Below are 13,358 nucleotides of genomic sequence, written 5' to 3'. Positions count from 1 at the left end.
GTCTCCAGGTGGGCAGCTCTTGAAGCAAGGCGGCGCGGTATGCTGGCCTGCGTCAAACAGACCTCCGAAATCCGCATGGGCGGTCCGTGAACCGGTTAGACCTCCGGTGCGATGTCCTTTCCCACGCGCTTCCAGGGCCACTTCCGTCTCATCGTGGGCGTCGTCGTCACGGTCGTCCAACTGCCCACGGTGCTCTGGCTTTGCGTCTGGACGCGCACGCTGCTCCCCGTGCTCGTCGCGCTGGGGCTCTCCTGGCCGTACCTGAAGCGGCTCACGACGCCGTGGAACACCCCCGCGCCCTCCCGGTCCACCTTCCTGGCGCTGGGATGGTGGTCCTCCTGCATGGTGTTCGACCTGCTCATGCTCCCCGCCGTGCTGGCCGTCCGGGCAGGTCTGCCGGACGCGGCGGCGTGGGGGCTGGCGGCGGTGGTCGCGCTGGCGGTGGGGGCTGACGCGGCGCTGGCCCGGCCCAGGCTGCGCAGGCGGACGGTGCGCATCGCGGGGCTGGCGCCAGCGCTGGACGGCTACCGCATCGGGCAGCTCTCCGACGTGCACTGCGGCCCCCAGGTGCCGGAGGCGCGCGTGGCCGCCTGGGTGAAGCGCTTCAATGGGCTCGACCTGGACCTGATGACGGTGACGGGCGACCTCATCACCCAGGGCTCCTCCCACGTGGAGGCCATCGCGCGGGCGCTCGGGGGCCTGCGCGCGAAGGACGGCGCCTTCGTCAGCCTGGGCAACCACGACTACTACACGGATGCCGAGCACCTGGTCCGCGAACTGGAGCGCCACGGCCTGGGCGTGCTGCGCAACCGGGGCGTGGTGGCGGAGCGGGGCGGGGCCCGCCTCTACGTCGCGGGCGTCGATGACACCTGGACGTCGCGCGCGGACCTGAAGCGGGCGCTCGCGGCGCGGCCGGAGGGGGTTCCCACGGTGCTGCTCGCGCATGACCCCGACCTGTTTCCCCAGGCACGGGCGCGCGGCGTGGAGCTGACGCTCTCGGGGCACACCCACGGCGGGCAGCTTGGGGTTCCGGGCGTGCGCCGCCTGTCGCTGGCGCGGTTCCTCACGCAGTGGACCGCCGGGCTGTATCGGGAGGGCCGCTCCTGGCTGTATGTGAACCGGGGCGCTGGCACCACCGGCCCTCCCGTGCGGCTGGGCGCCCCCGCGGAGCTGGCCGTCATCACGCTGCGGCGGGAGTGATTCCACGCAACCTGAAGGCTTCAGGGTTGCCGGGGGCCCTCCACGGCTCCGGACGCTACGGTGAGCGCGGGCAGCGTGAAGAAGAACGCGGCGCCCCGCCCCGGTGGGCTCTCCACCCAGACGCGGCCCCCGTGCGCATCCACCACGCCCTTGACGATGGCGAGCCCCAGCCCGACGCCCGCCTTGTGCGCGTGGATCGCCTGCCAGAAGCGATTGAACACGTGGGGCAGCGCTGTCGCGTCGATGCCCGGCCCCGTGTCCTCCACGCAGAAGCACACCTCAGCCTCCCGGCGCTCCGCCTTCAGGAGGATGCGTCCCCCCGGGGGCGTGAACTTGATGGCGTTGCCCACCAGGTTCTGGAAGACGCGCAGCACCCTCGCGCGGTCCGCGCACACCCGCGGCAGGTCCGGCCCGAGCGACACCTCCAGCCGCAGGGACTTGTCCGCCGCCAGCGGCTCGTTGAAGCCCTGCACCTGCCCGAGCAGCGCGGGCGCGTCCAGCGTCTCCAGGTCCAACCCCGGCTGCCCCGACTCCACCCGCGCCACCTCCAGGAGGTCGTCGATGAGCCGGTCCATGTTGCCCACCACGAGGCGCACCTTGCGCAGCGCCTCCGTGACGCCAGGGCCGTTGTCTCCGCGGGCCAGCCGCCGCTCCGCGCCATTGCACAGCAGGGAGATGGTGTTCAGCGGCGCGCGCAGGTCGTGCGAGACGATGCCCAGGGTCTCGTCGCGCGTGGTGACGGCCTGCCGCGCGGTGCGGTACAGCCGCGCGTTCTCGAGCACCAGCGCCGCCCGCCGCGCCAGCTCCTGCACCAGGGACAGGTCCTGCGCTTCGTAGCGCAGGTCCGGACGCAGGGACACCAGCACCAGCACGCCCAGGGGACGCGCCTGGGTCATCAGGGGTACGGCCACCGCGGATTGCACGCAAGGCGCGTCCCGGGAAGGCCCATGCAGGTGCACCACCGCCTCCGTGCGCAGGGCCTCCTCCACCATCCGCCCCAGCGCGCTCGCGGATCCCGCGCGGAACACCGCGTGCAGTGCGCCCTCCAGGTAGGGCGTCACCGCGGCGACCACGGTGGAGGGCTCCTCCCCATGGGGCCCGACCGGCGTGGCGATGGCGCAGCCGTCCGCGAGCGTGGGCACCGTGAGCTTCGCCACGGCGCGCGACACGTCCCCCCAGTCCAGGGAGCTCGCGCTGGCGGCGCTCACCTCGGAGAGGAAGTGGCTCCACAGCTCGGACCTGCGCTGCTCGGTGACGTCGCGGAAGTAGACGGTGAGCCCCTCGGGTGAGGGGTACGCGACGACGCGCAGCCACCGGTCCGCCAGGGCCGACGGCTGGTCCTCCTCCACCGGGGTGCCTGCCTGCGTCGCCCGGAGCAGCAGGGACTCCATCACCGCGCCGCGGGACTCGGAGAGGACCTCCGCCGGGCGCCAGCCCAGCAGGGCCTCGCGCATCCGCCCGAAGTGCGCCTCCGCGTGCCGGTTCACGTAGGTGAACCGGCCGTCCCGGTCGAACGCGGCGAAGCCGTCGGTGATGCGCTCGAGCACCGCGTTCAGCCGCTCGCGCGCGGTCTCCGCCTGCTCGCGCGCCGCCTCCTCGCGCGCCAGTCGCCACAGGGCCTCGCCGGCTTCATGGCGCCCGGTGATGTCCTCGTGGGCCACCACCAGGCGCAGCGGACCCTGGCCGACGAAGCGGGTGACGCGCATCAGGAACCAGCGCCGCCTGCCCCCGGGCTCATGGCACGGGTACTCCTGCAGGAACGACTCCGCGCGGCCGGTGATGATGTCGCGGATGCCCGCCGCGACGAAGGCGGCCTCCTCGGAGAACGCGCCCCGCGCGGCGTCCGTCACGCCCAGGTAGTCCGCGCCCACGCCGCACGTGCCCGAGTCCTCCGGGCAGCCGTTCTCCCGCGCGAAGCGCCGCCACGCGGCGTTGACGGCGAGGATGGTGCCCTGTCCGTCGAGGATGGCGATGTGCGTGGACAGCGAGTCGAGCGTGGAGCGCAGGAACTGCTCCGACTCATGCAGTGCCTGTTCAGCCTGCTTGCGCGCGCTGATGTCCCGGCAGAAGACGAGGAGCCCCTGCTTGGAGGGGTAGGCCCGCACGCCCACCCAGGCCTCGAGCGGCGCGTAGAACGCCTCGAACGCGACGTCGACCCGCTTCGCGAGCGCCCGCTGGTACTCCTGCTCGAACACGGTGCCGCGCGCCTGGGGGAACTCCTTCCAGACCTTGCGTCCGATGAGCTCCGAGCGCGGGCGCTTGAGCAGCCACTCGGCCCGCGTGTTGACGTAGGTGAAGCGCCAGGTGCGGTCGAGCGAGAAGACCGCATCCGAAATGTGCTCCAGGATGTCGAGGGCGTGGCTGGGCCCTTCCTCGATGGCCGCCGTCCCCCTGCCCGAAATACGTCCCTGGCCCGGTCGCAAGATCATCCACCACCCCGTCCATCCACCACCCTGGCCGACGGCGGGCACCGTGCCCGCTTCCCCATGAGGACCTCCCGAGAGAAGACGTCCTGATGAAGTATGCGCCCTGTGGCTTCAGTGCAGCCCCGCCTGAGCGCCCCCGCTGACCCCTCGGCTGGAGGGTCGGCCCGGGATGCGCCGCCACATCGCTCCGCAGGCCGTGACTCCAGGGGGCCCGGAAGGGGAGCGGAAGCAGGGCTGGCGCGCGGTGGGCACCTCCGGGGAGCTCAGCCCCGGAGCGCCTCCGCGAACGGCCGGCTCCACGAAGCGGCCGAAGCCGCGCGGGCGGCCTTCAATGCGGCGAGCTGCTGGGGCATGAACGCGCGGGTCGGCACCTGGACCGCGCCCCGGCTGCGCAGCGCCAGCTCCAGGGCCAGCGCATGGCGTCGCCGCATGGGCGAGGTGAGGAGCGCCTCAAGCAGGGCCTGGACGGTGAAGGGCTGACCGGAGAGGTAGCGCTGCTTCGCGTCCATCCGCTTGCGTGCCTCGCTCCACCACTCCGACACGGCCTGGGGCTGGGGCAGGGGCAGGGCATCCTCGGGCTTCGACGTCAGGTCCGCGTCGAGGTCCTCCTCCTCGATGGGAGGAAGCGCCGTGTCCTCTTCGTCGCGTGCGACCGCGTACTGCTCCGTGAGGCCCAGCCCGGTGATGGCGCTGAAGGCCTCGCCCGCGAGCGCCGCGACGGGCGGATGCCGCATCAACTCCACACAGGCATCGGCGGCGGCGACGCGGCCGGAGAAGCCGAGCGCCCACAGCACGTCCGGCTGGCGCTTCGTGTCGGAGAGCAACTCCAGCAGTCGCTTCGTGTCCCGCTCCTCCCCGCTCATGCCCAGGAGCAGGAGGGGCAGCCGGTCGCCGGGCGCGCGCGCGCTGGCCAGGGTCTGACAGGCGGCCCAGGCGCCGCGATGGCCTTCCATCAGCCCCGCGACGAGGGCGGCCTCCCGCAGCGCGGGCTCGCTGGAGTCGAGCGAGCGCTGGAGCACCGCGGGCTCCAGCGGCAGCCGGGCGCGGCTGGCGGCGCGCAGGGCGGCGGCGGCAACCCCAGGCTCCGGGTGCGTGAGGAACGGCGTGCACAGCGGGGCCGTGGCGAGCCCCTGGGCGCCCAGCGTGTCGAGCACCAGGGCGAGCCGCACGGGGACGGCGTCCTCCTTCAGGAGCGAAGGCAGGGCGGCGGGAATGCACGCGGCGGGGGACAGCTCCAGGGCGCGCTGGAGGGCCGCGAGCGCCGGGGGCTCCGCCGAGGACAGGGCGGCGAGCATCGCGGCGGGGCCGTCCGTTGTTTCGGCCAGGAGCAGCGCCAGGGCCGCCGCGACGATGTGCTCGTGCTCTCCGCTCAGCGCGGGCACCAGGAGGCGTGTCGCGACGGGCCCACCGCCCAGCACCAGCCCGTCGACGTGCGCGGCGACGGGCTCCTCCAGCTCCGCGACCTCCTCCAGCGTGAAGTCGGGTGCGTCGAGCGCCTTCTCCCACTGGCTCCACCGGAACGCGGCTTCGTCGAGGTGGGTCTCGTAGATGTCCCAGCGCATGGGTCTAGTTGATCTCCACGGAGCCGCCCTTGATGCGGTGGGTGCCGGTGGCGCGGGACTCCAGGTAGGTGCCCTTCACGATGACCTTGCCGTTGCGCCGCAGGGTGATGCTGGCCTCGCCGCACTTGAGGACGATCTCGTCCTGCCCTTCGATGACCACGCGCTTGCCGTCCACATGGGCCTCGGTGGGAACCCGGGCTGGCTCGGGAGCGGCCGGGGCCTCCAGCAGCGCATCCAGCAGGGGCGTGGCGCTGGGCTCCTGGATGAGCCCCATGATGAAGGGCAGCCCCGGGTCGCCGTTCTCGAAGAGGAGGACGACCTTCTGCTTCCGGGCCACGGCCTCCCGCAGTGCCTGGGCGTCCACCACCACGGCGAGCCGGGCGGGCACGGGGCCGGCGGTGTTGCCCGGGAAGTCGACGAGGACGGCGCCCGAGGCCTCCAGCCCGGAGAGCTGACCCGCGCGGCTGCCAAGGATGGGCGCGGGGGCGTCCCGCTCCGGGGGGAGGGGCTTCCTGTCAGGCGGCGTGCTCATGGGGTGGCCTCCGGCGGGGGACTAGATGTCGTGATCGCAGACGAGGCACTTGGGTGGGGCTTCGCTGCCCGCCATGGCCATGACAGGCCCTTGCATGACGGGGAAGGGAGGCGTGTTCTTGTCGTTGTGGAGCATGAGGTCGAAGGCGCGCGCCACGTTCTTGCCTTCGAACTTCACGTCGAAGGAGTAGTTGACGAACTCGGCCTTGCCCTTGGTCTTGTTGGAAGCCACGCCGCCGCCGGCGGTCCCTGCCTCGTCGCCGGTGCTCATCTTGAAGTTGGAGTCCTTCACGCACACCGGGTTGCCGGCCACGGACACCTTCTTGGTGCCCTTGTCGGTGTCGGAGGACTTCGCCACGTTGGGGTAGGGAATGGGCACGGGCCCGGCGGGGCTGGGCGTCTTGCACACGTCCGGGAAGGCCATGGTGACACCGCCACTGTCCTTGGTGACGACAGACATCTTGTTCACACCGGTATTGACGGGCATGGCCAATTCCTCCAGGGCGCATGATAGCGCGTGGAAGGGCTGAACGCTCACGGGGCGTGGATTTGGCTGGCACGGGGGCCACATTCAGCGTTGGCCACATCCAACCACCCTGCATTGCGTGGGCTGGGCATCGAGAAGCAGGTGTCCAGGAAGGTCATGGACAGGACGCCAGAGGAGGCCCAGACTTCGCCGGGGGCCAGGGGCCTTGAATGGGCTTCCAGGGAACGTTGAACGCGAACCGCCATGGCCTGATGAAGGATGGACGCGTTGGACCTCGTCATCACCAGCCTGGGGATGGTCTCGTCTGTGGGACGGGATGTCGTGATGGCCTGCGCGGCCATTCGTGCTGGAATTGCCTGTGCCCAACCGCTCACCTACTTCGAGGTGCTCGACGAAGCCTCAGAGGAGATGGAGCCAGTCACCGGCCATCCCATACGTGGGCTCACCGAGGGCTTCACCCTCATCGGCCGCTGGCTGCTGCTCGCCCGTGCTTGTGTGGCCGACTTGATCCATCAGGGCGCGCTTCCGGATGCCACCCATGCCTCCTTCTGGCACGCGACGGGAATACGAGTCGTCACGCCGTACCATGGGGATGAGCGGTTTGGCGTCGAAGCAAGCGATGCTGCCCCCTCCAGGGAGCCCATCCGGAGGGCCTACCTTCAGCCGCTTCTCGAAGCACTGCGGCTGCCCATTGACGAGCGCAACGCCGACCTCCTCTGTCAAGGTCCCTCGGGGGCGATCCAGTCCATCCATGAGGCCAGCGGATGGATGGAGGCGCGTGGGCTGGAGCGGATGCTCGTCATCGCAGCCGATTCCTATTGTGACCCACTGACGCTGGAGTGGCTCGCAGGATACCGAAGGCTCAAGGCGCCGGAAAATCCTCAGGGCCTGATGCCAGGTGAGGCAGGTGCCTGCTTCCTGCTGGAATCGGCAGCGAGTGCTCGTCGGAGGAGTCCCTCAATGTGTTTTGCCATCGCCAGCGCGGCGATTCGGGTGGAACAGAATCACTTCTTCAGCCGAAAACCCAATACCGGAATCGCGCTGGCGGAGGCCCTGGAGGAGACCCTGGCTGGCGCCATGCCCAGGGCGCCCTTCGCGGGCTGCATGGTGTCAGACCTGAATGGCGAGAACTGGCGTGCGAATGAGTGGGGCTACGCCCGGATTCGGCTGGCTCAGTGGTTCGCGGAGGGACCTTCTTTGATGCTACCAGCGGTTTCCCTGGGGGATACGGGGGCGGCCAGCGGTGCTGGCAGCGTGTGCGTGGCCGCCAGGGCCCTCGCGCGAGGATATGCGAGAGGTGCGCAGATCCTGGTGGTTTCCAGTTCGGAGCGTGGGCACGTCGGCGCGATGTGCCTGTCCATGAAAGGATGAACCGTGTCGGATCCTTCCGCGCAGCAGCATGAAGAGGACGTAGCACACAGGATTCATGTCAGCGTCAAGAACACGACCGAAGGCGGAAGATGTCTCAACCGCCACATCGCCGCGTGGGAGCCCATGACCTGCTCCCACCGCTGGCAGGCCTTCAAGCATGCCCTGGAGGACGCCCACCTCTACAACTGGCCGGCCTACAAGAAGCTCGCTCGGGGCAAGGAGATCCGCACAGACGCGATGCGGAATCACACCAGCAAGAGCGGGACCCTCTACCCCATCTTTCCCGAAGGGTATCGGTTCCTGCTCAAAGCTCCGAAACAAGGTGACTGGGACGTCTCCGAGTCCGTGACCAGCAAGAATTTCAAGTGGGACTACCGGAATCCATACATCCACAATGGCCACCATGTCGTCACCAACAGCCAACTCCGAGGTGCCGCCAACAAGCTTGAGAAGAAGTTCCCGAACGCCACCCTCATCGTTCGCCGAGGGCTGGCAAGGGCCGGCTACAATTTGAACCACAAGCTCAACATGGTCATCCTGCCAATGGATAGGAAGGTGGCGGGTGCGCTGAATCTTCCTCGTCACCTCATCACGTTCCTGTATCGGGATCACCGCTCGTACAGCGACTTCGTGGGGAAGCGCCTGGACAAGATCATGCGCTCCTACGAAGGCGAGCTGCGCAAGTATGTTCGCAAGGACAAGGAACACACGAAGCTGGCCCATGAACTGGCCAAGGAGCAACTCGAGATGCTCTCCGCGGAACTCTATTCGCAGATTGTCGCACGCCAGAACAAGGAGGAGCGCGAGGGAGGTACTCCAGGATATACGGGGACGCTGGATACCCTCATCAATGGGGTGCCATGAAATTCTTCGAGCTGGAGACACTGGGCGATCTCAACGACGCCGAGTTGCTGTTCTTGGACCAGGAGCCGGAGGTGATGGGGCTGGACGGGTATTGCCTGGCTGCGGGTGAGCGCCTTGGGGACAGCTATCCCGAGGAGGTGAAGCTCCAGTCAGGCGAGGATCGCCCAGGTATCCAACTCTCCTCGGTGCTGGGAAACAACTTCAACTACCTCATCGTGTGCAGCGCGATGAAGGACGTCATCGCCGCGACCTGTCCGAAGGATACCCTCGAATGCCTGCCCTTCACCCTCCTGGACCCCCGGGGGCGCGTTCGCAGTCAGGAGTACTTCTTCATCAATCCAATCGGCGGCGTGGACGGCGTGGATGCCAAGGCCAGTGACATCAAGTACCACCGTAGCGGTGCCATCGTCGGCATCCGTAAGCTGGTTCTGGATCCGGAGAAACTACGCGGCGCTCCCTCGCTCTTCCGCCTCCAGCAAGACCTGCAACTCTACGTGGTGAGTGAACCTCTGGCCCGGACGTTCCAGGAGCGGGGCTTCAGCAACGTGGTGCTGCGGGAACTGGCGGTTTCCACGACATCCTGAATGCACTGCCTGGAAGGGGATCCCGTGGCGTCGAAGTTCCTATCTGTCTTCATTGACAATGCGCTTGGCGAAAACGAAGAGCTGCTTCCGGCCTTTCTTGCAGGCAAGGGCGGAATGAAGGAGGCCCTCCGATTCAGCCAGAACTTTCGGGTCGCGGGCATTGGCTCGTTATTGATGTCTGGCAGCCCTACTCACTTTCATGAGTGTCTGCATGCCAGCGCACGCGCCTTCGCTCACTTCGCCCGTTCCTCCCCCGGAGCAAACCTGACCAGCCGTTCGCAGCCGTTCTTCGACGCGGTCGCCTGTGGAGACACCGAAGCTGCGCGTGTGATCGCACGCCTCGCTCCTCGGGCTTGCGATAGGAATCGCGAGTACGAGGAGGACTTCCTCTTCGTCCGCTTCCTCATGGACCATTGCTTCTTGGATATGGATTGGCGTGATGGGAAGGCCCAGCTTGAGCGCTACGAGGAGGTCCTTGCAGGCTCGCTGGATGTGCGGCTCGATGTGTGTCAAGCCCTGGCGGCGGCGGATGGAGCCCGTTTCGACGAAGCACTCACACGGATGATGAAGGCGCGGGAGCTCCGTTTCCAGAGGTTCGGTGAGAAGCAAACGGTCGCCGAGGAGGTGCTCGCGACGGAGGGCTACGTCTCCGTGGAGGGGCTCGCGCTGGTCCGTCTTGCTTTTTCGAAGGGGCTGCATCCGCAGGAGGACTTCCTGTTCATTCCCTCTGTGGCGCTCGACGAGGTTCACCTTCGCTACCGCCCAGACTCCTGGAAGCACTTCTTTACATAGGAGATGCCGGTAGGCCGGAGCCAATGTATCCCAATGCTTGCCCCAAGATGCGCAAGCGCCTCCGCGGGCACGGGGCTGTCCCCGCGCCCAGAAGGCCGCGAGAACGCTCCGTGCATGGAAGACCCGCTTCAGTGCCCCTGTTCGCGTGAGCGGTGCGCGAGCTGGAGGATTTCATCCTCGGAGAGTTGATCCGTCTTGATGATGTTCCGGTCCGCCTTGAGCTGTTCCACCTGTCCGTCGCGCAGGACGTGGAACTGCCCTTGCTTCTGCGCAGGGAGCTTCGCGGCGGCATCGACGCGTGCATCCGCGAACATGGGCCGGAGCTTCCGGATGGCCGTATCTTCCTTCACCCGACCGACGCACCAGGTGCGCACGTTGTCCCTGCACTTGTAGTCCAGGTCTCCCGGGCTCTGGGTCGCGAGCATCACCCCGATGCCCGCCGAGCGGGCGCGCTTCAGCAGGTTCTCCATGGGCTGCTTGGTGGCGGGCATGCTCATCGCGGGGAGGTACAGGTCGGCCTCGTCGAACAGGAGCACCGCCTGGAGCCGGGACGAGGGGTGTTGGCTTGCCCAGCGATTGGCTTCCACGAGCAGCTGCGACACCCAGAAGAGCGAGCCCTGCGTTCCGCCCAGGAACTTGGTGCTGATGATGCTCAGCCGGGTCCGTCCGGGAACCTTCGCGGTTCCGCGACCCAGCAGTTCTTCCATGTCCAGCTTCTCCCCCTGGGCTGCCAGCAGGTTGCGTGCGTTGAGCCGCAGCGTCGCCAGGTCCTGCGCGAGCCTGGGGAACACCCTGAGGTCCAGGCCGCTCACCTCCTGGACGAGCGTGATGTCCTGGGAGGCGATGAACTTCTGGAGCAGGTCCAGGGTCAACTCCTGCCCCAAGGGACGTTCCACCAGGAGGCGCAATGCCTGGGCCAGCAGCGCCTTCGCCGCCTTGTCCTTGGGACTGTTCTTGTACTCCAGCATGCTCGCGATGGCCTCCGCGGCCTGCTGCACGCTCTGGTCGCGCTCTTCGGGCGGCAGGGCCTCCAGCCCCCGCGGCACGAGCGGGATGGCCAGCGGCCGTCCGTCAGAGCGTCCCGGGGTGTAGAGCGCCACGTCCACGCGCTCGCGCAGCAGGCGACGGCGCTCGTTCAGGACGGGGTCCTTCAGCTCCTCCTCCCAGGCCTCGTCACGCGCATACGCCGCGAGGTCTCCCTTGCGGTCGACGAGCAGCGCCGGGATGCCCTGCAGGAGCAATTGCTCGATGATGTTCAGCGCGAGCGTCGTCTTGCCGCTTCCGGAGCCGCCGAGGAACGCGCTGTGCTTCGTCAACTCCTCCGCCTGGATGAAGACAGGCTGGGTGAAGACGCTCTCGGAGATGCCCAGGCGCATCGCTTCCGGCTTCGTGTCGATCGCGGGCCTGGAGGGGATGCCCTTCTGCTGCGAAACCTCCACGGGGGTCTTCGTGCGCCCAGGCACCTTGCTTACCAACGGTGGACCGAGGGCGGTGAGTTGATGCCCGTCCAGCCCGGTCTCCTCGGTGCGCGAGTCCGCCCTGGACGGCGTGGGCTCCCGTGCCGCTGCCGGCTCCTCGTCGGCCCGGGTGTCCACTCGACGTGGGCTCTCAGAGGAGGCTCCGCGAAGCTCCCCCTGGACTGGCTTCGTGACACTCGAAGTGGAGCTTCCCCCTGGGGAGGCTGACGCCGCAGGTTGCTCGCGCGTGGGCTCCGGAGGCGGAGGGCTCTTCTCCAATGCCAGCAGGTCCGAGATGGCCTTGAGCCGGGTGATGGGGTGCGTGGAGCGACTCCACTCGATGAACGCGGAGGCCGGGTGCTCCTTCTGGAAGGACTGCAAGGCCACGAGCTCTCGCAGGTCGCTGTTGCCGAGGACCGCCCGGCGACCGCCCTTCTTCAGCAGCAGCGTGGTCTGGTCCGCGACCAGCGTTCCCAGTGTCCCCGGAAAATCCGTCGTGCGCACGATAACAGGCAGCTTGCCCGCAGCGGCCCTCAAGGCATCCGCCATCTGCCGGCCCAGCCCGCCGCCCCGCGGGGACCGGTTGCAGAGGGCCACGAACATCTGGGTGTTGCCGGGCTGGAGCGTGACGTTCAGCGACTCCTCATCCAGGGGCTTGACCTTGAAGCGCGTGGCGCCGCCAAGTTCTTCTCCGCCCACTTCGATGGCCCAGGCCAGGAGCGCGGCGACGTCCGAGTCGTCCTCAGGAATCGCGCCCTTGAACCTGGCCCGGAAATCAATCCAGGCTTGGTCGGTCTTCTGGATGGGACTGATTTCCGGCTGGAGCGTGTGCGTGCTTCCGCTCTTGCCAGCCGTGGGGAGGGGGAAGTCCTTGGGGAGGCTTCCATCCTGGATGGCGCGCTCCCGGTAGCGGCGGCATTGATTGAGGACGTCGCGCGTTCGCTGCCCGCTGAGCAGTTCGAAGCCCTTTGCTGGAATAGGGTAGGTGGGGTCGGACGGGTGGGGCGCGATGCCGGATTGCGCGAACAGGACGCTCAGCCGCCGCGCAGCGATGTCTCTCGCGGTCTGCGCCGTGACTGAAACCTCCAGCGAGACGGGCTCGGGATCGTGCTCAATGCGGTCCCGCATGGCCAGGTTGAGCTGGTTGCGCATCTTCGACCAGAAGTCCTCCAGGCAGCAGACCACCACGATGGCCGTGGGCACCTGTGCCGCGAGCGCGGCGAAGCTGTTCATCGCCCGGCGGAAGGAGGGCTCCATCCGAGGACTCTGTTCGAAGTCGCTGATGTCCTCGACTTGATCCACGCAGAGGACCAGGGCTTGGTTCATCACGCCCATGAGCCGTCCCAGGTGGGTCATCATCCGGATGGGATCGTCGTCCGCGGTGCGCGGCACCAGGTCGCCAATCACCGTGCGATCCGCTGGCGCGAGGTCCTCACACCGCAACCACTGGAGGATCCGGTGGTGGAAGCGCGCTTCACGGCGTTGAAGACAGATGAGCGCACGCAGCAATTGCACATCGATGTGCCGGAAGTCATCGAGCGCGTGGAGATCATCCGCGACCGAGCGGATCATGTCGTGCAGTTCATGGTCTTCGAGGATGCGCTCTTCCGGGATGAGCGGGGCAAAGGCGCTCATGCAGCGCGCCATGACCGCGTCGGACAAGCGCATCAACCCGGAGTCCTCTCCCGCGTCCGAGTCATACGGCCGATCCAGGGAGTCGATGAAGTAGGACAGGATGTGCCGGTCATAGTGGGTCGCGTCGACGGTCATCGGCATGTAGCCGACGTAGCCGGCCCCTCGACTGTGGACGCTGTTTCGAAAGGCCCGCACGAGGTGGGTCTTCCCACTGCCGGACTCGCCCAACAGCAGCAGCAGCCTGCCTGCGTCGGGCGCTGGTGTGCGGGTTGCACGCTTCACGAGGCGTTCAAAGGAGGAACGCGCGGGAGCATTGAGGGATTCAACATCGAAGGGGTCCCGCTTCCAGAGCGTCTGTCCCTGCTGGACGCTGCTGAAGATCTCGGGACCATCCGTGAGGAACGCGACAAGTCGTGCGTCGGTGGTCATGGTGGCTCCTGGAGGACTCT

Annotated in this window: 10 protein-coding genes; 5 read left to right on the top strand and 5 right to left on the bottom strand. The window is 67.9% G+C overall.

The window, feature by feature from the left end:
* Positions 1-111: 111 nt before the first annotated feature.
* Entirely contained in the window at positions 112-1,200 is a 1,089-nt protein-coding gene (locus OV207_RS20850; protein WP_267556874.1) for a metallophosphoesterase, read from the top strand.
* Positions 1,201-1,220: 20 nt separating this feature from the next.
* Here the strand turns inward: OV207_RS20850 and OV207_RS20845 are convergent, their stop codons facing one another.
* From OV207_RS20845 to OV207_RS20830, 4 genes are all read right to left on the bottom strand, one after another.
* A complete protein-coding gene (locus tag OV207_RS20845; RefSeq protein WP_267556873.1) occupies positions 1,221-3,629 on the bottom strand; it encodes a PAS domain-containing protein in 2,409 nt (802 codons plus the stop codon).
* A 260-nt stretch (positions 3,630-3,889) separates the two neighbouring features.
* Positions 3,890-5,188 carry a TIGR02270 family protein gene (locus OV207_RS20840; protein WP_267556872.1) on the bottom strand — a complete coding sequence of 433 codons (1,299 nt, stop codon included), beginning with the start codon at positions 5,186-5,188 and terminating at the stop codon, positions 3,890-3,892.
* A gap of 4 nt (positions 5,189-5,192) precedes the next feature.
* Entirely contained in the window at positions 5,193-5,720 is a 528-nt protein-coding gene (locus tag OV207_RS20835) for a DUF6484 domain-containing protein (protein ID WP_267556871.1), read from the bottom strand.
* 21 nt (positions 5,721-5,741) lie between these two features.
* Positions 5,742-6,206, bottom strand: a complete 465-nt coding sequence (locus OV207_RS20830) for a DUF4150 domain-containing protein (protein ID WP_193347516.1) — start codon at positions 6,204-6,206, stop codon at positions 5,742-5,744.
* Positions 6,207-6,473: 267 nt separating this feature from the next.
* Here OV207_RS20830 and OV207_RS20825 point away from each other — a divergent pair, with 267 nt between their 5' ends.
* The 4 genes from OV207_RS20825 to OV207_RS20810 are packed head-to-tail and all read left to right on the top strand — an operon-like array spanning position 6,474 to position 9,817.
* On the top strand, positions 6,474-7,577 hold the full coding sequence (locus OV207_RS20825; RefSeq protein WP_267556870.1) for a hypothetical protein: 1,104 nt from the start codon (positions 6,474-6,476) through the stop codon (positions 7,575-7,577).
* 3 nt (positions 7,578-7,580) lie between these two features.
* A complete protein-coding gene (locus OV207_RS20820; protein ID WP_267556869.1) occupies positions 7,581-8,441 on the top strand; it encodes an AHH domain-containing protein in 861 nt (286 codons plus the stop codon).
* On the top strand, positions 8,438-9,025 hold the full coding sequence (locus OV207_RS20815; RefSeq protein WP_267556868.1) for an imm11 family protein: 588 nt from the start codon (positions 8,438-8,440) through the stop codon (positions 9,023-9,025). The genes OV207_RS20820 and OV207_RS20815 overlap by 4 nt, the downstream gene beginning before the upstream one ends.
* A 24-nt stretch (positions 9,026-9,049) precedes the next feature.
* Positions 9,050-9,817 carry an Imm49 family immunity protein gene (locus OV207_RS20810; RefSeq protein WP_267556867.1) on the top strand — a complete coding sequence of 256 codons (768 nt, stop codon included), beginning with the start codon at positions 9,050-9,052 and terminating at the stop codon, positions 9,815-9,817.
* 128 nt (positions 9,818-9,945) lie between these two features.
* On the opposite strand, the gene OV207_RS20805 is transcribed toward OV207_RS20810, so the two are convergent.
* On the bottom strand, positions 9,946-13,338 hold the full coding sequence (locus tag OV207_RS20805; RefSeq protein WP_267556866.1) for a helicase HerA domain-containing protein: 3,393 nt from the start codon (positions 13,336-13,338) through the stop codon (positions 9,946-9,948).
* Positions 13,339-13,358 lie beyond the last annotated feature (20 nt).

Origin of the sequence: Corallococcus sp. BB11-1, from assembly GCF_026626625.1 — a bacterium.
Lineage (GTDB): Bacteria > Myxococcota > Myxococcia > Myxococcales > Myxococcaceae > Corallococcus > Corallococcus soli.
This window is presented reverse-complemented; position numbering and strand designations above follow the sequence as displayed.